At 71.4% G+C, this 19,540-nt stretch carries 18 protein-coding genes; 9 read left to right on the top strand and 9 right to left on the bottom strand.

The genetic code is table 11. From position 1 onward, the window contains the following. Positions 1-7 precede the first annotated feature (7 nt). From AB0H81_RS22365 to AB0H81_RS22355, 3 genes are read right to left on the bottom strand one after another with little or no spacing between them, the layout of a single operon-like run. Positions 8-2,275 carry an FtsX-like permease family protein gene (locus AB0H81_RS22365; RefSeq protein WP_358377611.1) on the bottom strand — a complete coding sequence of 756 codons (2,268 nt, stop codon included), beginning with the start codon at positions 2,273-2,275 and terminating at the stop codon, positions 8-10. Between the two features lie 31 nt (positions 2,276-2,306). Next, positions 2,307-3,035, bottom strand: coding sequence for an ABC transporter ATP-binding protein (locus tag AB0H81_RS22360; protein WP_358377608.1), 729 nt, complete (start codon positions 3,033-3,035; stop codon positions 2,307-2,309). After that, positions 3,032-3,538: a PadR family transcriptional regulator gene (locus AB0H81_RS22355; protein WP_358377605.1), complete on the bottom strand. Its 507-nt coding sequence runs from the start codon at positions 3,536-3,538 to the stop codon at positions 3,032-3,034. The genes AB0H81_RS22360 and AB0H81_RS22355 overlap by 4 nt, the downstream gene beginning before the upstream one ends. Positions 3,539-3,668: 130 nt before the next feature. Between AB0H81_RS22355 and AB0H81_RS22350 the strand changes: the two genes are divergently transcribed. The 8 genes from AB0H81_RS22350 to AB0H81_RS22315 all read left to right on the top strand — a co-directional run bounded on the left by AB0H81_RS22350 (position 3,669) and on the right by AB0H81_RS22315 (position 11,977). Further along, on the top strand, positions 3,669-4,916 hold the full coding sequence (locus AB0H81_RS22350; protein WP_358377603.1) for an ABC transporter substrate-binding protein: 1,248 nt from the start codon (positions 3,669-3,671) through the stop codon (positions 4,914-4,916). A 7-nt stretch (positions 4,917-4,923) separates the two neighbouring features. Then, a complete protein-coding gene (locus tag AB0H81_RS22345) occupies positions 4,924-6,255 on the top strand; it encodes an ABC transporter substrate-binding protein (protein WP_358377601.1) in 1,332 nt (443 codons plus the stop codon). A 12-nt stretch (positions 6,256-6,267) separates the two neighbouring features. After that, the gene (locus AB0H81_RS22340; RefSeq protein ID WP_358377598.1) at positions 6,268-7,644 is read left to right on the top strand and encodes an ABC transporter permease subunit; all 1,377 of its coding nucleotides are present in this window, start codon (positions 6,268-6,270) and stop codon (positions 7,642-7,644) included. After that, positions 7,641-8,543: a carbohydrate ABC transporter permease gene (locus tag AB0H81_RS22335; protein ID WP_358377595.1), complete on the top strand. Its 903-nt coding sequence runs from the start codon at positions 7,641-7,643 to the stop codon at positions 8,541-8,543. The genes AB0H81_RS22340 and AB0H81_RS22335 overlap by 4 nt, the downstream gene beginning before the upstream one ends. Before the next feature lie 146 nt (positions 8,544-8,689). Beyond that, complete coding sequence (locus tag AB0H81_RS22330; protein ID WP_358377593.1) at positions 8,690-9,367, top strand: uracil-DNA glycosylase; 678 nt, start codon at positions 8,690-8,692, stop codon at positions 9,365-9,367. Between the two features lie 10 nt (positions 9,368-9,377). Then, the gene (locus AB0H81_RS22325; RefSeq protein ID WP_358377590.1) at positions 9,378-9,701 is read left to right on the top strand and encodes a hypothetical protein; all 324 of its coding nucleotides are present in this window, start codon (positions 9,378-9,380) and stop codon (positions 9,699-9,701) included. Between the two features lie 106 nt (positions 9,702-9,807). Continuing rightward, positions 9,808-10,098 carry an MTH1187 family thiamine-binding protein gene (locus AB0H81_RS22320; protein ID WP_358377588.1) on the top strand — a complete coding sequence of 97 codons (291 nt, stop codon included), beginning with the start codon at positions 9,808-9,810 and terminating at the stop codon, positions 10,096-10,098. Between the two features lie 280 nt (positions 10,099-10,378). Beyond that, complete coding sequence (locus tag AB0H81_RS22315) at positions 10,379-11,977, top strand: FAD-dependent monooxygenase (RefSeq protein ID WP_358377585.1); 1,599 nt, start codon at positions 10,379-10,381, stop codon at positions 11,975-11,977. Positions 11,978-12,249: 272 nt separating this feature from the next. On the opposite strand, the gene AB0H81_RS22310 is transcribed toward AB0H81_RS22315, so the two are convergent. The 3 genes from AB0H81_RS22310 to AB0H81_RS22300 are packed head-to-tail and all read right to left on the bottom strand — an operon-like array spanning position 12,250 to position 14,917. After that, complete coding sequence (locus AB0H81_RS22310; RefSeq protein WP_358377583.1) at positions 12,250-13,134, bottom strand: ABC transporter permease; 885 nt, start codon at positions 13,132-13,134, stop codon at positions 12,250-12,252. A gap of 34 nt (positions 13,135-13,168) precedes the next feature. Then, a complete protein-coding gene (locus AB0H81_RS22305) occupies positions 13,169-14,119 on the bottom strand; it encodes an ABC transporter ATP-binding protein (protein WP_358377580.1) in 951 nt (316 codons plus the stop codon). Continuing rightward, positions 14,120-14,917 carry an ABC transporter permease gene (locus AB0H81_RS22300; protein ID WP_358377578.1) on the bottom strand — a complete coding sequence of 266 codons (798 nt, stop codon included), beginning with the start codon at positions 14,915-14,917 and terminating at the stop codon, positions 14,120-14,122. A gap of 67 nt (positions 14,918-14,984) precedes the next feature. Here AB0H81_RS22300 and AB0H81_RS22295 point away from each other — a divergent pair, with 67 nt between their 5' ends. Next, positions 14,985-16,091 (top strand): winged helix-turn-helix transcriptional regulator, encoded by a 1,107-nt coding sequence (locus tag AB0H81_RS22295; protein ID WP_358377575.1) that lies wholly within the window; start codon positions 14,985-14,987, stop codon positions 16,089-16,091. A gap of 188 nt (positions 16,092-16,279) precedes the next feature. Here the strand turns inward: AB0H81_RS22295 and AB0H81_RS22290 are convergent, their stop codons facing one another. The 3 genes from AB0H81_RS22290 to AB0H81_RS22280 form a co-directional block, all read right to left on the bottom strand. Then, positions 16,280-17,476, bottom strand: a complete 1,197-nt coding sequence (locus tag AB0H81_RS22290; protein ID WP_358377572.1) for a hypothetical protein — start codon at positions 17,474-17,476, stop codon at positions 16,280-16,282. 122 nt (positions 17,477-17,598) lie between these two features. Continuing rightward, the gene (treZ, locus tag AB0H81_RS22285) at positions 17,599-19,329 is read right to left on the bottom strand and encodes a malto-oligosyltrehalose trehalohydrolase (protein ID WP_358377569.1); all 1,731 of its coding nucleotides are present in this window, start codon (positions 19,327-19,329) and stop codon (positions 17,599-17,601) included. Then, positions 19,319-19,540 (bottom strand): hypothetical protein (locus tag AB0H81_RS22280; RefSeq protein ID WP_358377566.1); only part of this gene is annotated, 222 nt, incomplete at its 5' end. The genes treZ and AB0H81_RS22280, both read right to left, overlap by 11 nt.

The raw sequence follows: 19,540 nt of genomic DNA, 5'->3' as shown, positions 1-19,540 counted from the left end.
GTGCCGGTCACCGCGAGGTGACCGGCACCTGCGCGCGTGCGGCCCGCCGGGCGGGGATGAGCGCCACCGCGAGCGAGGCCCCCACGGCCACGAGCACGGCCAGCGTCATCGTCAGCGCCGACGGTGTACGGCCGATGCCGGCCCCCACCCCGCTCGTGTGCCCCTGCAGGTCGATCAGGCCGGTCACCATCGACACCCCGGCCGCCGCGCCCACGGCCACGCCCACGACGACGAGCAGGCCGGTGCCCGTGACGAGCGTGGCCATGACCTGCCGGGGCGTCAGCCCCATGGCCTTGAGCACGGCCAGGTCGAAGGCGTGGTCGCGCAGGCCCACCGCGCTGGCGGTGAGCAGGTTGGCCAGGCCGATCAGCGCCAGCACGGCGATCAGGGCCACGATCACCACACGGATCACCGAGAGCCGGTCGGCCGGGTTGACCACCCGCTGGACGTCGAGGCTCTCGCCCGACGCGGCCAGCAGCCGGGCCCGCACCTCGCCCGGGTCGGCCCCGGGGCGCAGCGCCAGCGCGTAGTACTCCGGCGGCACCGCGTCCTTGGCCGCCAGGCTGTCCAGCCCTACTGACAGCACCTCGCCGTCGAGGTCCGGCTCGACGGCGCGGCCGACGATGCGCACGATGAGCGGCGAGCCGCCCACGGTCAGCCGCACGCGGTCGCCGATCCGGACGCCCAGCAGGTCGAGCAACCCCTGCCCGGCCAGGGCCTCGCCGGGCCGGGCGAACATGCGGCCCTCGACCACGGGGAACGGGTACGGCTCGATGGTGCTGCCGAGGGCCCGCACCCGCACGGAGCGGGCCTCGCCGGGCGCCAGGGCGTTGACGTCGGTGCCCGGGTAGACGGCGCGCACGCCGGGGTCGCGGGCCGCGATGCGCGCGGCCTCGGCCGACTCCAGCTTGCCGGGCCGGACGTACAGGGAGGCGTGCTGGCCGACCTGCTCGGGATGGGTGAGGAAGTTGTCGAGCGTGGACCAGACGCCCAGCCCGATCGTGATCATCATCATCGGCACGGCCAGCCCGAACGCGGTCAGGAACGCGGGCAGCCGCCGGGTGAAGGCGTCGCGGGTGCCGAGGACCAGGGCGGGCGGCAGCCGTACGAGCAGGGCCAGGCGGGCCAGGCGCGACAGGTGGCCGCGCGGCGGGGCGGCCGGGACGTCGGGGATCGGCGGCGTGCGCCCGCCGCGCCAGGCGGGCAGCCCCACGGCGGCCAGCACGACGAGCGCGGTGCCGCCGACGATGGCCAGCACCGGCATGGGGGCGACGGAGGTGGCGCCGAGCACGGCGACCGTGCCCGCCCAGCCGGCCACGGCCCCGAGCGCGATGCCGAGCAGGCCGAGCGCCCCGTGCTCGGCGAGCAGCAGCAGCGTCACCTGGCCTCCGGTGAAGCCCATGGACTTGAGCGTGGCCAGGTCGCGGAGCTGGCCGAGCACCCGGCCGCCGGCCGCGTTGGCCAGGGCGAGCGCGGCGGCGACCATCCCGACCACGCCGAACAGCGCGAGCAGCGTGCCGAGCAGCCGGTTGTCGAGCTCCATGGCCGCCCGCACCTCGCGCCAGGTGTAGACGCGCTGGAGCTGGTCCTCCAGCATGACGACGACGCGCTGGGAGACGATCTGCGCGGCCTCCGGGTCGGACAGGCGCAGCCCGGTCACCCACTCGCTGCGGCCGAGCATCGGCTCGATCCGGTCGAGCGTGGACGGCAGCACCCAGCCCAGGCCGGGTGTCCACTCGGGGTAGAAGCCCTGGTCGGCCGAGTCGGCGATGCCGCGCACGTACAGGGTGTGGCGCTCGCCGCTGAGCGCGATGACGGTGAACGACGAGCCGGTCCTCAGGCGCAGCGCGGTCGCGAAGGACCGCTCGACCACGACGCCGTCGAGCTGTGACGCGTCGAGCCAGCGGCCCTCGGTGACGACGGGACGGGCGACCTGCGGGGCCTGCGAGGGCAGCGCGCGCAGCCCCGCGGGCTCCTTCTTGCCGCCCAGGGCGACGGTGACGGGCGCCGACCGGTACGGCCCGGCGACGTGGGTGACGCCGTCGATGGCGCCGACCTCGTCCGGCGGGCGGTCCTTGGTGTAGAGCCAGACGTGGGCGCCGTTGGTCTGGGCGAACAGGCTGCGCCACGGGTTGGTGCCGTCCTCCAGGAGGGTGACGGCGGCGATGAGGGCGGCCACGATGCCGGCCACGAGCAGCACGGTCAGGACCGCCTGGCCCTTCCTGGCCCGCAGGTCGGCCCCGATCCACCGGCTCCCGGCTCGGATCGTGCTCATGCCGGTGCTCATCACACGCTCTTCCTGGTGATCATCGCAGGTCGATGACCTCGCCGGCCGTGCCGGTGCGCCGGCGCGCGATGCGTCCGTCGTCCACGATCTGCCCGTCGAACAGCGACACCAGGCGGTCGGCCAGGCTCGCCACCCGGGCGTCGTGGGTGACCATGACGATGGTCTGGCCCTGCTTGTGGACCTCGCCGAGCAGGCGGAGCACGTCGCGGGTGTTGCGGCTGTCGAGGTTGCCCGTGGGCTCGTCGGCCAGCAGCACGCTGGGCTTGTTGGCCAGCGCCCGGGCGAGGGCGACCCGCTGCTGCTCGCCTCCGGAGAGCTGGGCGGGCGCGGCGTCGGCCCGGTCGGCGAGGTTGAGCGCGCCGAGCAGGCTCTCGCGGCGCTCGCGGGCCTCCTTGGGCGAGATCCCGGCCAGCAGGGCCGGCAGCTCGACGTTGTCGGCCACGGTCATGTTGGCCACGAGGTTGAAGAACTGGAAGACGAAGCCGACCTTCTCGCGGCGCAGCAGCGCCCAGGCGCTCTCCGAGAGCGTGTCGACGCGCTTGCCGTCGAGCCAGATCTCGCCGCTGGTGCGGGTGTCGAGGCCGCCGAGCATGTGGACGAGCGTGGACTTGCCGGAGCCGGAGGGGCCCATGATGGCGACGAACTCGCCCTCCTCCACCTCCAGGTCGACGCCCCGGACGGCCGGGACGGGCAGCGCGCCGCCGGAGTAGATCTTGACCAGGTTGACCGCCTTGAGCACGGCGCTCATGCCAGGTCCTCCTGGCAGCGCTCCAGCCAGTCGAGGTCGGCCTGCAGGTGCAGCATGGCGCCCTCGATCAGCAGCCCGGCCACCCGGTCGCGGGGGTCGGTGCGGGAGAGCAGGTCGTTCAGGTCTGCCATGAGGGAAAGATAGTGCCGCCGCTGGCGACTGATGAGGGCCATGCGGTCGGCGATGCCGGTGAGGGGGGCGAGGACGAGCTTCATGAAGAACTCGTCGCGCACCCGCGGCCCCTCGGTGGGCTCCTCGACCCACGCGGTCAGCGCTTCGCGGCCCTTGGCGGTCAGGTAGTAGACCTTCTTGTTCGGCCGGTTGGACTGCTCGACGTCGACGGCCCTGACCAGGCCGTCCTTCTCCAACCTGCCGAGCGTCACGTATATCTGACCGATGTTGGGGGAAGGGTAGGCGGACCCGAAGGTCTGCTCCAGTGCCTGCTTCAGCTCGTAGCCGTGAGCCGGCTCCTTCGCCAGCAGGGCCAGCAGGTGAGGCCGCACGCCTCACCCCCTTCCCTTGCGTTACGTGAGCGTTACGTGCCCATCCGTTGACCTCCACATTACTCGTGTGCATAACATGAATGCATCTACCTAACACGTATGTAATCCCGAGAAACGTGGAGGTAACAGGGTGCTTCGCTCCGTTCCGATCGTCTTGGCCGTCCTCCTGGCGGCCGGATGCGCGGGGACGGGCGACGAGGGCGGTGGCGACACCGGGACCGGCGGCACAGGTCCCATCACGTTCGCCACCGGACGCGACACCACGGCGTATCTGCAACCCCTGCTGGACCGCTGGAACCAGGCCCACCCGGCCGAGAAGGTGACGCTCCTCGAACTGCCCGAGGCCGCCGACGAGCAGCGCGCTCAGATGGTGGCCAACCTCCAGGCCCGCAGCAGCCGGTACGACGTGCTCGGACTTGACGTGGTGTGGACCGCGGAGTTCGCGGACAACGGCTGGATCATCCCCCTGGAGCGCGGGCTCTTCCCGCTCGACAGGTTCCTGCCGACGGCCGTGGAGACCGCGGTCTACAAGGACAAGCTGTGGGCCGTGCCGTACACGACCAACGCCGGACTTCTCTACTACCGCACCGATCTCGTGAAGAAGCCGCCCAGAACGTGGGCGGAGCTTCGCGAGCAGGCGCAATCAGTCATGAAAAAGCATGACATCGAGGGTTATGCCGGACAGTTCCTCGCGTACGAGGGGCTGACCGTCAACTTCTCCGAGGCCGTGCAGTCGGCGGGCGGGCAGGTCGTCAGCCCCGACGGCACGAAGGTGACGCTCGACCCGGCCAAGGCGAAGACCGCGCTGGAGTTCTTCCAACGGGGGCTGCGCGAGGGCTGGATCCCCAAGGAGTCCCTCACCTACAAGGAGGAGGAGACGCGCCTGGCCTTCCAGGAGGGCAGGCTCGCCTTCGCCCGCAACTGGCCGCACGCGTACGGGCCGGCCATCGGGCGGCTCGGCGGCAAGGTCGGCGTCACGCGGCTGCCCGGGCCGGACGGGCCCGGCTCCAGCACGCTCGGCGGCGCCAACCTGGCCGTCAGCGCCTCCTCCAAGCACCAGCAGACCGCACAGGAGTTCATCCGCTACTTCACGGGCCTGGACAACGAGCGCCGGGTCCTCACCGAGGGATCCTTCCCGCCGGTGTGGACCGAGCTGTACGACGACCCCGAACTGATCAGGCGCTTCCCGTACCTTCCCGTGCTCAAGGAGAGCATCCTCGCCGCCAAGCTCCGGCCGGCGAGTCCCACCTACAACCAGCTGAGCCTGGTGATCGCCAGTTCGGTCGCCAAGGCCATCAGCCCTCCCTTCACCGAGTCCGCCGACGACGTCGCGGCCTCGATGAGATCCGAACTCGAAGAGATCATCAGAACCCAGTGAGGAAGTCATGGCAAAAGCCAGAGCAGCAGTCATCCTGGCCGGGCTCGCGGTAGCCGTCGCCGCCTGCGGCAACGCGCCGACGACGACGGAGCCCGGGGCGTCGAGTCCCGCGAGTTCGGCGAGCGCGGGCGGCGGCGGGAAGACCCTCGAAGGGGTCAAGCTGGAAGTGGCCGCCAAGTGGACCGGTGACGAGCAGAAGAACTTCGAGCAGGTGCTCAAGGCCTTCACCGAGAAGACCGGCGCGCAGGTCACCTACGCCTCCACCGGCGAGGACACCGGCGCCTACCTCGGCCCGCGCATCCAGGGCGGCAGCCCGCCCGACGTGGCCATCCTGCCGCAGCCCGGCCTCGTGCAGCAGTACGCCAAGCAGGGCGCGCTCAAGCCGCTGACCGACGCGGTGACCAAGGAGATCGACACCAACTACACCCCGTACTGGAAGGACCTCGGCTCCGCCGACGGCAAGGTGTACGGCGTGCTGATCAAGGCGGCGCACAAGTCGCTGGTCTGGTACCGCACGCAGGCGTTCCAGGACGCCGGCGTCCAGGAGCCGGCCACCTGGGACGACCTGATGAAGGCCGCGCAGACCATCGCCGACTCCGGCACCGCGCCGTTCTCCCTCTGCGGCGCGTCCGCCTGGACCCTGACCGACCTGTTCGAGAACGTCTACCTCTCGACGGCCGGCCCCGAGAAGTACGACCAGCTCTCCAAGCACGAGATCCCGTGGACCGACCCCAGCGTGGGCACCGCGCTGGAGAAGATCGCGCAGATCGCCGGCAAGCAGGAGTTCATGGTCGACGGCACGTCCGGCACCATGCAGACCGACTTCCCGACCTGCGTCAGCAAGGTCTTCGGCAACAAGAAGGGCGCCATGGTGATCGAGGCCGACTTCGTGGCCACCCCGATCGCCCAGGCCAAGGCCAAGGTCGGCGAGGACGCCAAGGCCATCCCGTTCCCGAAGGCCGGCGACACCGCCCCCGTCGTCCTCGGCGGCGACGTCGCGGTCGCGATGAAGGACTCCCCCGGCGCCATGGCGCTGCTGGAGTTCCTCGCCTCCAAGGAGGGCGGCGAGATCTGGGCCAAGCTGCCCGGCTACCTGTCGCCCAACAAGAACGTCTCCCCCGACAACTACCCCGACCCGCTGACCAAGCAGCTCGGCCAGACGATCGTCTCGGCCGGCGAGTCCGTCCGCTACGACATGTCGGACCTGGCGCCGAGCGCCTTCGGCGGCACCGACGGCAAGGGCGAGTGGAAGATCCTGCAGGACTTCCTGCGCAAGCCCACGGACGTCAAGGGCGCGCAGGCCGCGCTGGAGGCCGAGGCCAAGAAGGCCTGGAAGTAAAGAGGTAAGGCCGTGACCGAACGGTTGGACGGCCCGGTGGTGCCGCGCGAGGAGGAGACCTCGCGCGGCAGCGCACCCGGACCGGCTGATACCCCCCGCACCCGACGCCTCGGCCCCTCGCCGGCGGTCGCCATCGCCTTCCTCCTCCCGGCGGCCCTGCTGCTGGGCGTCTGGGTGGTCTACCCCATCGTCTACTCCCTGTTCCGCAGCCTTTTCGACGCCTCGGGCACGGGGTTCGTGGGGCTGGGGAACTACACCACGATCTTCACCGACGGCAGCATGCTGACGACGATCAGGAACAACCTGATCTGGGTCGTCGTGGCGCCGATCGTGGTCACCACGCTCGGGCTGATCTTCGCGGTGCTCACCGAGCGGATCCGGTGGTCGACGGCGTTCAAGCTCATCGTGTTCATGCCGATGGCGGTCTCCCTCATGGCCGCCGGCGTGATCTTCCGTCTGGTGTACGACGAGGACCCGGACAAGGGCGTGGCCAACGCCATCCTCACGACCGTGCACGACACGTTCTCCTCCTCGCAGGGCTACCCGGAGGCGCGTCCCCGCGAGGGCGGCCAGTCGGGGGTGGCCGCGCAGAACGGCGCGGTCGTCACCAAGCAGGCCGTGCAGGCGGGACAGCCGGTGCTGATCCCGATCGTGGGCGTCAAGCCCGCGGTCATGCCGGGGAACGCCCAGCCCGCCAAGGCGCCCGCGGGCGGCGGCGGCCTGACCGGCACGGTGTGGTTCGACTTCACCCCCGGCGGCGGTGGCGCGCCGAACCAGGTCGACTCGGGCGAGAAGGGCCTGCCCGGCATGACGGTGGAGGCGGTCAAGGACGGCCAGGTCGCCGGCACCGCGACGACGGCCGACGACGGCTCGTTCCGCTTCGACGGGCTGCCCGTCGGCTCGTACGTGGTGCGGCTGCCGCAGTCGAACTTCGAGGCCGCCTACAACGGCCTGACCTGGCTCGGGCCGACGCTCATCACACCGGCGATCATCGGCGCGTTCGTCTGGGTGTGGGCCGGCTTCGCGATGGTGCTCATCGCGGCGGGCCTGGCGGCCATCCCGCGTGACGCGCTGGAGGCGGCCCGCATCGACGGCGCGACGGAGTGGCAGGTGTTCCGCCGGATCACGGTGCCCCTGCTGTCGCCGGTGCTGCTGGTCGTCTTCGTCACCATGATCATCAATACCCTGAAGGTCTTCGACCTCGTCTTCATCATCGCGCCGTCCTCGGTCCAGCCGCAGGCGAACGTGATCGCGCTGGAGATGTGGCGGGTGGCCTTCGGCGGCGGCAACAACCAGGGGCTCGGCAGCGCGCTGGCGATCTTCCTGCTCATTCTGGTCCTGCCTTTCATGATCATGAACATCCGCAGGTTCAGGAGGGAGAACGCATGACGACCGCGACAGCCACGGCCGCTCCCGCCGGCCTGCAGACCGGAGCCCCCCGCAGGAGCCTGGCCGGCAAGATCGTGGACCGCGTCGGCAGCGGCGTGGTCCAGGTCGTCATGGTGCTGCTCGGCCTGTTCTGGCTGGTGCCCACGCTCGGCCTGTTCGTCGTCTCGCTGCGCACGGTGGACGTCAACAACGCCGAGGGCTGGTGGACGGTCTTCACCAAGCCGGCCCAGCTCACCATCGAGAACTACCGCGACCTGCTGGCCACCGGCTTCACCGCGTCGTTCTGGAACACCGTGGCGATCACGGTGCCGACCACGATCCTGGTGATCGGCATCGCGGCCATGGCCGCCTACGCGTTCGCGTGGATGGAGTTCAAGGGCCGCGACACGCTGTTCCTCGTCGTGGTGGGACTGCTCATCGTGCCGATCCAGATCGCGCTGATCCCGGTCGCCGCCATGTACGGCGGTATGGGGATCTTCGGCTCGATCCCCGGCGTGGTGCTGTTCCACACGGCGTTCGGCCTGCCGTTCGCGATCTTCCTGCTCCGCAACTTCTTCGTCGGCATCCCGGCCTCGCTGCTGGAGGCGGCGCGGATGGACGGCGCGCCGGAGTGGAAGATCTTCGCCTCGGTGGTGTTCCCGCTGGGCAAGCCGGCCATCGCCTCGCTGGGCATCTTCCAGTTCCTGTGGGTGTGGAACGACATGCTCATCGCGCTGGTCTTCGCCAACACCGACAGCCAGCCGATGACCAAGGCCCTCCAGTCACAGATGCGGCAGTTCGGGTCCAACGTGGACATCCTGTCCTCGGGGGCGTTCCTGTCGCTGATCATCCCGCTGGTCCTGTTCTTCGCCTTCCAGCGGTACTTCGTCCAGGGCATGATGGCCGGCTCCGTCAAGTAGCCGGTCCCCCGCAGGCGGGCGCTCGCATCTCACAGGGGCTGCGGGCGCCCGCCTCGCTGTACGGGGGCGCTCTGTGATCATTCCGGTACGGCCGGACCGCCCGATTCGGACGCGGGCCGTACCAGACCTGGATAGGCTGATCGGCCATGGCAGGTCGTCCCCTGAACGAAGTCGTCGAAGCAGGATGGGCCCACGCGCTGGAGCCCGTCGCCGATCGGATCGCCCACATGGGCGAGTTCCTGCGCAACGAGATCAACGAAGGCCGGCAGTACCTCCCCTCCGGGAACAACGTGCTGCGCGCCTTCAGCCAGCCCTTCGACGAGGTCAAGGTGCTGATCGTCGGGCAGGACCCCTACCCCACGCCCGGGCACCCCGTCGGGCTGTCCTTCTCCGTCGCCCCCGACGTGCGGCCCCTGCCGGGCAGCCTGGTCAACATCTACAAGGAGATGGAGTCCGACCTGGGGCTCCCGCGTGCCTCCAACGGCGACCTGACCCCGTGGGCCGAGCAGGGCGTGCTGCTGCTCAACAGGGTGCTCACCGTGATGCCCGGCAAGCCCGCCTCCCACCGCGGCAAGGGCTGGGAGGAGGTCACCGAGCAGGCCATCCGCGCCCTCGTGGCCCGCGACAAGCCGATGGTCGCGATCCTGTGGGGCCGCGACGCTCGTAACCTCGCGCCCATGCTGGGCCAGGTGCCGCGCATCGAGTCGGCCCACCCGTCGCCGCTGTCGGCACGCAACGGTTTCTTCGGGTCGCGGCCGTTCAGCCGGGCCAACGAGCTGCTCATCCAGCAAGGCGCGACCCCGGTCGAGTGGAAGCTGCCCTAGCATCGTCGCCATGAGCGATAACGAGAAATTCCTGCGCCTGACGGTCGAGCTGACCGTCGAGGTGCTTGACGTCAACGCGCTGCAGGCCGCCGCGCTCGCCGAGATCCGGCATCCGGAAGCCGACCTGTCCGACGAGGAGCGGGCCGAGCAGGCCGAGCTGGTCTCCTCCGACGAGACCGGCGCCTCCGCCTTGCAGTGGCTCATCGAGCCCGACCACGTGCTCCAGCTCGTGGACCACATCGACGAGATCGAGCCCCGCGAGGCCATGCTGGGTGTCGAACCGTCCGAAGCGCCCGAGGACGACGATGACGACGAGGAGCATGCGCACGCCTGACGTTGCAGGCCGGTCACGGCGCTGAGCGGTGCCGTGACCGGCCGTCAGGCCGCCGAAGAGTCACGGGCACGGTGTCGCCGTGCCCGCCCGCACGAGGGGACACGCTGTGATCGTCGCATTCTCCATCACCCCGCTGGGCGTCGGCGAGGGGGTCGCCGAGCCGGTGGCGCGCGCCGTCCGGGTGGTCAGGGAGAGCGGGCTGCCGAACCGCACGGACGCCATGTTCACCACGATCGAGGGCGAGTGGGACGAGGTGATGGCCGTCGTCAAGCGCGCCGTGGACGCGGTGGCCGAGGTCGCGCCCCGGGTCAGCCTCGTCCTCAAGGCCGACCTGCGCGAAGGCGTCACGGACGGGATGACGAGCAAGCTCGAATCCCTGGAACGCCACCTTCCCTAGGCACCTCCCCCCTAGGCACCTCCCCCCTAGGCACCTCCCCCCTAGGCACCTCCCCCCTAGGCGCTTCTTCCCTGGTCCCTCCCCTGGCCCCTTCTTTCGCCAGCCACTTCCTTCCCCGGCCACTTCGCCCTCCAGCACTCCCGAACGCTCTCCGCGGGGGGCCCTTCGACGCAAACGCGATATGTCTTGACCCGTTCAATGACGCGACATATCGTGTCTCTTGGCGACGCGAACGCGATATTACGCGTCCCTCGACATTCGCGCCCCCTGAGAGGTGGACATGAAGCACGAACGAGTGCCCGTCCTGGTCGTCGGCGGTGGCTACGCCGGGCTGAGCGCGGCCCTGCTGCTCGCGTGGCGGCAGATCCCCGTCATGCTCGTCGAGCGGCACCCCGGCACCTCGATCCAGCCCAAGGCGTTCGGCGTCGGCCCGCGAGCCGTCGAGCTGCTGCGCCCCGTGCCCGGCCTCGAGCAGGCCCTCAGCCAGATCTGGGAGGGCATCGGCGACGACATGCGCATCGCCATCGCCCCCAGCCTCAGCGCCCCGAACCCCCACATGATCATGTCGACCGAGGAGGAGGGGCTGGGCTTCCTGTCCGAGATCACTCCCGTCACCCAGGTGGGCGCCCCGCAGGCCGAGATCGAGCGGGTGCTGCGCGCCAAGGCCGAGGAACTCGGCGCCGACCTGCGCTTCTCCACCGAGCTGGTCACGCTCGACCAGGACGACGAGGGCGTGACGGCGGTCATCCGGTCGAACGGCGCCGACAGCACGGTCCGGGCCGACTACGTCGTGGCCGCCGACGGCTACCGCAGCCCGCTGCGCGAGGCACTCGGCATCCCCACCACGGGCAAGGGCACGCTCGGGCACATGTTCTCGATCATGTTCGACGCGGACCTGAGCGGGCTCGTACGCGAGCGCGAAGTCACGCTGTGGTACCTGCAGAACGACGTGTTCACCGGCGTGATCGTCACCGGCACCGGCGTCGGCGGGCACGTGGTGGGCGTCAACTACGACCCCGGCAAGGGCGAGAGCCCGGCCGACTTCACCCCCGAGCGGTGCGTGGATCTGGTGCGCGTCGCCACCGGCGTGCCCGACCTCGACGTGCGGATCCTGGACACGACCTCCTTCACCCTGGCGCACATCCTGGCCGAGCGGTACCGCCAGGGGCGGGTGTTCCTGGCCGGGGACGCGGCCCACACCATGCCGCCCACGGGCGGGCAGGGCGGCAGCACCGCGCTGCAGGACGGCTGCGACATCGCCTGGCGGCTCTGGCTCGTCCTCACCGGACAGGCCGGGCCCGGCTTCCTCGACACGTACGACGCGGAGCGCCGCCCCATCGGCGCCCTGACCGCCGACGCGCAGCTCGCCAACCTCGGGGTGCGGATGCCGCCCGCCCAGCGCGTCGACTACCCGGAGCCGCTGGAGGACTTCGCCCCGGCCTTGATCGGCTACCGCTACCACTCGACGGCCGTCGTGGAGGAGCCCGGCGATGACGGCTCGCTGCTGGAGGACCCGCGCGTGCCCACCGGCCGGCCCGGCGGCAGAGCCCCGCACGTCGTCCTCGACTGGGACGGGCAGCGGATCTCCACGATCGACCTGTTCGCGTCGGGGTTCGTGCTGCTGACCGGGCCGAAGGGGCGGGCCTGGACGGACGCCGGCCGCCGGGTGCAGGAACTCCTCGGGATCCAGCTCACGCGGATCGTGGTGGGCGACGAGCTGACGGACGTGGAGGGGGTCTTCGGCAAGAGGTACGGCGTGGGCGAGGGCGGCGCCGTACTCGTGCGGCCCGACGGGTACGTGGCCTGGCGCTCCCCGGAGCGGGACTCCGCGCCGGCGGCTGCGCTGGAGCGCGCCCTGCGCCGGATCCTCAGCCGCTGACCCACCGCTCGGGACGCCTCGGGGGCTCAGCGGCTCGGACGTCATGGGACGTCACGTGACGTCCCGGGGAACGGGACGGGACGGGGAACGGGACGGGACGGGGAACGGGACGTCCCCGAGGCGAGGACGTCCCGGAGACGAGGACGTCCCGGAGACGAGGACGTCCCGGAGACGAGGACGTCCCGGAGACGAGGACGTCCCGGAGACGAGGACGTCCCGGAGGCGAGGACGTCCCGGGGGCGGGGACATCGGTCGTCGCGGATCGATGGGGGTCAGAAGAGGCGGAGCTGGCCGGTGCGCTGCGCGCGCGCCTCGCCCGCCTTCAGCGCCCCGGCGGCGGCGAGCAGCAGCGCCCCGGACAGCCCCGCGAGCCACACCAGGGGCCAGGCGAGGTCGGCGATCCCCTGCCCGTCGAGGAGCGCACCGCGCACCACCACGAGGCTCCCGGTCAGCGGCAGCACCGAACCCGCCGCCCGCAGCCATCCCGGCAGCGCGAACGTCGGCAGCCGCACCCCGCTCGCGAACCACATCGGGTCGTCCAGCAACGTGTAGAGGAACGCGGCGTCCCTGGAGAAGATCAGCAGGCTGTTGAGGAACGCCCCCCACGCGACGGCGGGCACCAGCATGGCCAGGAAGACGACCGCGTACATCCCCGGATGCGCCACGTTCACGACGTCGAGCAGGGTGAACATGGCCACCGAGAAGCAGGCGAACAGCCAGGCGTTCTGCACCAGCGCGCCGAACCCGTTGGCGACGACCACCGCCAGCCGGCTGGCGGGCGCCAGGAACAGCAGCTCCAGCGTGCCGTTCTGGCGTTCCATGGAGAAGTGCCAGGCGGACTGGACGAGCGAGAAGAAGAACGTGAACCCGAGCGTCCCGGTGGCGAGGAAGGCGAGCAGGCGCTCGGGGTCGGCCGCCAGCGGCCAGCGGGCGGCGATGCCGGGCGTCGCCGCCAGCGGGTGCAGCGTGTAGTAGGTCTGGACCAGGGTCAGCAGCGGCCAGATCAGCATCGAGAACACGACCAGCTTGCTGCCGAAGATCTGGCGGTGCTGCTTGAGCGCCTCAGCCCGGAAGACCTTCACCGCGTGCCGCGCGGCGTCCCCAGCGGTACGTCCCTCCGCGCCCCCGGCGGGCCCGCGCCCGGCCAGGCGGTTCATCGGGCCACCTGCCCGCGTCGCCTCGACGGCCGCCTCACGCGACCACCGCCACGGAACGGTCGCTCAGCGCGAGGATCGCGTCCTCCAGCGACGGCTCGGCGATCTCCAGCCCGGACGGCGCGCCGCCCGCCGCGATGACGGCCGTGGTCAGCGCCCCGGCGACGTCCCCCGGATGGCTCAGCTCGATCACTGCGCCGGTTCCGTGCTCGTCGGCCTGCGGGGCGATCCGCACCCGGTCGTCGAACGCCAGGGCGGCGGCCTCCACCTCGGGCGTCAGCTCGGACACCGTGATCCGCACCCGGCGGTGGCAGCCGGTCTGGGCCATCAGCTCGCCGGGCGTTCCCTCGGCCAGGTGACGGCCGTCGCCGATCACGTACACGTGCTCGCAGAGCTGCTCCACCTCGGCCAGGTAGTGGCTCGTGAGCAGCACCCCCTTGCCGCGCTCGGCCAGCTCGGCCACCACCTTGCGCAGATCGCGGGCGATGGGCGCGTCCAGGCCGAGGGTGGGCTCGTCGAGGAGGAGGTAGTCGGGGTCGTTGATGAGACCGCGGGCGATCGACAGGCGCTGCGTCATGCCGCGCGAGTACTGCTCGACCCGGGTGCCCGCGGCGGCGGTCAGCCCGACGAGCTCCAGCAACTCGCCGATGCGGGTCTTGAGCAGCTTGCCGGGGACGTCGTAGAGCTGGCCGAAGTACCACAGGTTCTCGCGGCCGGTCATGCGCGCGTAGACCATGCGCTCGCCGCCCGCGATCAGGTTGATCCTCCGGCGTACGGCGTGCGGGGTGTTCCCCGGGTCGAGCCCGCCCACGGTGACGGTGCCGGAGGTCGGCCGGAGGAGGGTGGCCAGGATCTTGATGGTGGTGGTCTTGCCCGCGCCGTTCAGGCCGAGCAGCCCGGTGACGCGTCCGCGGGGGATGGTCAGGCTCAGGTCCTCGACGGCCACCTTCCCGCCGAACTCCTTGCGCAGGTGCTTGGTCTCGATCATCTAGTAGCTCCGTTCCATGGCTCTGCGCTCCGCCCAGGGCATCGCGAACAGGCCGGCGGCGGTGTAGGCGAGGCTGACGAGCACGGTCACGCCGAGGCGGTCGAGCGGCAGGCCGGCGCCGCCGGTGAAGACGCCGCGGACCACGTCCATGGCCGGGGTCACCGGCACCAGCTCGCCGAGCCACTGGAACGCCTCGGGCAGGTAGTTCCTGGGGAACGTGAACCCCGACAGGATGGCGATGGCGTAGAACACGGTGTTCTGGGTGATGTGCGCCTCGCCGGCGACGATCATCACGTCACTCAGCACCACGGACATCCCGAACACGGCCAGGGCGAGCCCCGCCACGGCCAGCACGGCGTCCAGCACGCCCGTCGCGGCCGGCCGTACCCCGAGCAGGGCGGCGCACCCCAGCAGGACGGCCACTTCGACGGCGACGGCCGTGAAGGCGAACATCGCGAACCCGAGCAGGTACGGCAGGCGGCGCGCGGGTGCCACGACCAGGGCGCCCAGGGTGCCCTCGCGCTGCTCCTGGATCATCGCCTTGCCGGTCCACAGGATGCCGTGCACCACGAACATGTACGCCGCGGCGCCCACGGCGACGTAGCCGAGGTAGTCGGCGGTGCCCGCCTTGCCGGCGAACTCCGCGGACACCTGGTCGCCACCGATGGCCCGTAAACCGAGGTAGGCCAGGCCCATCGTGAAGGCGCCCGTCAAGAGGGTGCCGACGAAGTACGACCACGGGTAGGCCCGCCTGGTCACCAGCCACGACCGTCTCAAGGTCGCGAATGCCACGGTCATGTCGTAAGTCTCCTTTGGGAACTGACTTGGTTTCTATCAGAGACTCAGTCGGGGGTAAAGTCGGCTGATGGCCAGGGAACTGCGCGCGCAGGACATCCACTGCTCGATCGCCCAGGCGGCGGCGGTCGTCGGCGACTGGTGGAGCCTGCTCATCATCCGCGAGGTGGCACGGGGCCATCGCCGCTTCGACGAGCTGCTCGGGGAGCTCGGCATCTCCCGCAAGGTGCTGACGGAACGGCTCAGGCACCTGGTGGACCACGGCGTCCTCACGCGGGAGCCGTACCAGACGGGGCCGGTGCGGCACGAGTACGTGCTGACGGACGCGGGCTGGGCGCTCACGCCGACGCTGATCACCATGCAGGACTGGGCGGATCGCTGGCTGCTGGGGGACGGGTCGCTGACGGGGGTGGCGAGCCCCGCGGGCGTGGAGGCGTCCCGCGTCCACGCCCTCCTCAACACGCACCTCCCGTCGCCCCTGTCGCTCGCCGCCACCCTCCCCACCGCCGCCCCTTCTCCTCGCCCGTCCGCCCCCACCCCCAGCCCCTCTCCTCGCGCGTCCACCCCCACCCCCAGCCCCTCTCCTCGCCCGTCCGCCCCCACCCCCAGCCCCTCTCCTCGCCCGTCCGCCCCCACCCCCGGCCCTTCTCCTCGCCGATCCCTCCCTCTGCCGCCCACCATGGCTCCGCCTCCGGCGCCGAAGGGCACGCCGACTCCGGTGGCGCGGCAGCTCGACGTCGTGGCGGACGCCCCGGCCACAGTCCTCTTCGGCTACCCGGCGACCGGTGTGCCGGCTCCCCTGCCTCCCGGCTGGGACCAGGTGCCGGGCGCGGCCGGCTGCACGCTGGAGAACCGCCTCTTCAGGGACCGCATGCAGGAGTTCGCCGCGCATGGCGTCGCCGTTCATGGGGTGAGCACGCAGCGCCCCGACGAGCAGGCCGCCTTCGCCGCCGCCGAGGACATCCCGTTCCCGCTGCTCTCGGACATGGACCTGCGGTTCGCGGCGGCGCTCCGGCTGCCGACGTTCCGGGCCGGCCATGCCCTCCGGCTGAAGCGGGTGATCCTCGTCGTGGACCGCCACCGGGTGGTGCGCCACGCGATCTTCCCGGTACTGGACATCCCCCGGGCCGTGGAAGAGTCCTTGGAGGTCGCCCGCTCCATCGCGAGAGACAGCTGACGGGCTGACGCGTCGTGGGGATGCGGCCGGACACCTCCGTGCGGTGAGCGCTGACGGCCGTGATGATGACCTGGATCAGGGCGTCGGGCAGGGGTGGGCGTCGTCTGGTGGAGTGACGCCACATGGTGGTGATCCTGTTGGTGGCCGGCACATGGTGGTGATCCGGTTGGTGGGCGCCAGGCTTCGGCTCAGGCCGCGAGTGGGTACGGCGGGGCGGCGTATCGGGGCGGGCTCGCTTGCCGCGTGGCGCAGAGCCAGTCGTTCAGTGAGCCGGTGAAGCCCGACGGCGGGCCGACCTTGAGGCAGGTCGCCTGCCCCGTGCCCGAGACCGGGGCGACCTTGAGGCGGCGGACGCTCCCCGGTCTGCCCATGGCCGGGGGTTCCGTTTCGCAGGGCGTAAGGCGTACGTCGAACGACGGCCCGGCGAGGATTGACGAGGTGGAGGACGGCGAGGTGGTGGCCGGTGAGCCTCCTGCGGCTCGCTGGGCTCGGCGGTGGGACGGCGTCGCCGCCGGGTCGGCGCTCCCGGGCCGCTCGGCCGGCGCCGTGGGGTCGTTCGGCGTGCTGATGTGCACGTGGTCGTCGATCAGGCGGACGTCGGCCCTCGGGTGCCTGGCCAGGAACGCCAGGTGGTCGGCCAGCAGATGGTGCGCCACCGTGCGGAGAAGGTTGGTCGCGCACAGCGTGTGCGCGCAGGCGGCGCCGTCGATCGTGATCTCCGGCAGCGCGAAGCGGCGCAGTCCCCGAGAGGTGACCCGCAGGCAGTCGCACGCCGCCGTGTCGGCCGGGTCCCACGGCGGGCAGGTGGCGTCGTCGTGGACCTGGACGTCCCAGCTCAGCCAGTCGTCGGCGGGCCGGAAGACGACGGGCTCGTCGGGGCACCGCTCGCAGCTCGGCACCGTCGTGCCCGTCAGCGGGTCGATGACCAGGCCGCCGCACTGCCTGGCCAGGGCGCGGGCCGTGGCGCGGGCGACCTGGGCACTGCCGGGGAGCCTGTGCGGGGGCGCGGCCGAGGAGACGACGAGGTGCTGTCCGGCACGGCGCAGGAGCCGGCGCTCGTCGTGGTGCAGGGCTCGGCATCCGTCGTGGTGGGGGAGCCGGCGCTCGTCGGGGTGTGGCGAGGCCGGGGACCATGCCGTTGGTGGGGGAGTCTCGCTGGGCCTCGGCCGCCGGACGCCGCTCCCTGGAGGCATGGTGACGCCTCTCCACGGGCTCCGGTGGTGCGTGACCTCCAGGCCGGGCGTGCCGTGGGCGGTCATGGCGGCCTTGCGGTACGGCTTGCCGACCCGCCACGGCACCAGGTCGGGGACCGGGCACGGCAGACGCTCGACGGCGACCACGAACCGGCTCGTCACAGCCGCGGGCAGCGGCAGGGGGATCTTCATGAGGGCCTCCGGGATGGGTGAGGCCCTCAGCTTGGCGAAGCGGCCGGAGGGGCATACCGGCCGAGCGTGGTTCTGTGGACGGCGGGTCCTTCCTTGCCCGAGGTCTGTGGATGACGCCCTGGTCAGATGTCCGGTCCCTGGACGGCCCGGCAGATGGCGAGGCTCTGAGGTGGCAGCCGCAGACCGTCCGGGCCGGCCGCCACGTTGTCGTCCGCCGCCAGCAGCACCGTGCTCGCCCGCACCGGCAGCGTCACCGTCTCCGTGCCGAAATTGACCGCGACACACACCGACTCGCCCCGCCACATGACGAGCCAGTCGCCGTCCTCCCGGTCGTACGAGACCCGCACCCGGTCGAAGCGCGGGTCCGACAGCTCCGGCAGCGCCTTGCGCAGCGCGATCAGGTCGCGGTACCAGCACAGCAGCGACCAGTGCGCCTCCTCCTTCAGCTCCCCCCAGTCGAGCTTGGCGTGCAGGAACGTCTGCTCGTCCGACGGGTCGGGCGCCTCCCATGAGTAGCCGAACCCGTCGAACTCCTTCTCCCTGCGGCCGCCCTCCGTGTCGCGCAGCTCCGGCTCCACGTGGTCGGAGAAGAACGGGAACGGTGTGCGCGCCCCCCACTCCTCTCCCATGAACAGCATGGGCGTGAACGGCGAGGTCAGCAGCAGGCCCGCCCCCAGCTTGAGCGCGGGCATGGGCAGCCGGTCGCCCGCCGGGCGGTTGCCGACCTGGTCGTGGTTCTGGACGCAGGCCACGAGCCGGTGGCCGGGCACCCCCGTGTACGGGCTGCCGTGCGCGCGTCCCCGGAACGAGGACCAGCCGCCGTCGTGGACGACCCCCTGCGTCAGCACCTTGGCCAGGACGTCCAGGCCGGCGAAGTCCTCGTAGTAGCCGTGGGTCTCGCCGCTGACCGCCGTGTGGAGTGCGTGGTGGACGTCGTCGTTCCACTGCGCGGTCATGCCGAGGCCGCCGGCGTCGAGCGAGCGGACCATGCGCGGGTCGTTGAGGTCGGACTCGGCGATGAGCGACAGGGGCCGGCCGACGGCGCAGGCCAGCGCGTCCACCTCGGCCGACAGCTCGGCCAGCAGGTGCGTGGCCCGCTTGTCGTGCAGGGCGTGGACGGCGTCGAGGCGCAGGCCGTCGATGTGGTAGTCGCCCAGCCACTGCAACGCGTTCTCGATGAAGTAGCGGCGCACCTCGTCGGAGCCGGGCCCGTCGAGGTTGACCGCCTCGCCCCAGAAGCTCCCGGCGAAGCCCCCGAAGTACGGGCCGAACGGGTGCAGGAAGTTCCCCGACGGGCCCAGGTGGTTGTAGACCACGTCGAGGATGACCCCGATGCCCTCCCGGTGGCAGGCGTCGACGAACGACTTGAGCCCGTCGGGCCCGCCGTACGTCTCGTTGACCGCGTACAGGTCGACCCCGTCGTACCCCCAGTTGCGCCCGCCCGGTACCGGCGCGACCGGCATGATCTCCACGAAGTCGACGCACAGCTCCGACAGGTGGCCGAGCCGCTCGACGGCCGCCTCGAACGTCCCCTCCTGGGTGAACGTGCCGACGTGCAGCTCGTAGACGACAGACCCGCGCAGGTCGCGGCCGGTCCACTTCTCGTCGGACCAGGTGAAGCGGCCGTGGTCGTAGACGGCGCTCGGGCCGAAGATGCCCTCGGGCTGCCGCCGGGAGCGCGGGTCGGGGTACGGCCCACCGCCGTCCACCACGTACGCGTACCGCGTCCCGTGTCCGGCTTCCGGCACGTCGGCCCTCCACCAGCCGCCCTGCCGCTGCTCCATGGGACGCCGGCCACCGAGGACGTCGACCTCGACAGCCGTGGCCTTCGGTGCCCAGACCTCAAAGATCATGTCTCTCCAGAAGTGCGACGGGATGCCGGTTGAGCAGGTGTGCGAGGGGGACGCGGCCCGTGTGGACGGAGCCGGTGAGCAGGTCGCGCCAGGATCCGGCGGGCAGCGTCAGCGTGGTGGCGCCCCAGCCGCCGCGCCGGGCCAGGCCCACCGGGAGGCGGGAGCGACGCCGCACCCGGCCATGCCGGTGCTCATGAGCCCGAGCTGCACG

Source organism: Nonomuraea sp. NPDC050691 (genome assembly GCF_040654455.1).
Classification (GTDB): Bacteria; Actinomycetota; Actinomycetes; order Streptosporangiales; family Streptosporangiaceae; genus Nonomuraea.
This window is presented reverse-complemented; position numbering and strand designations above follow the sequence as displayed.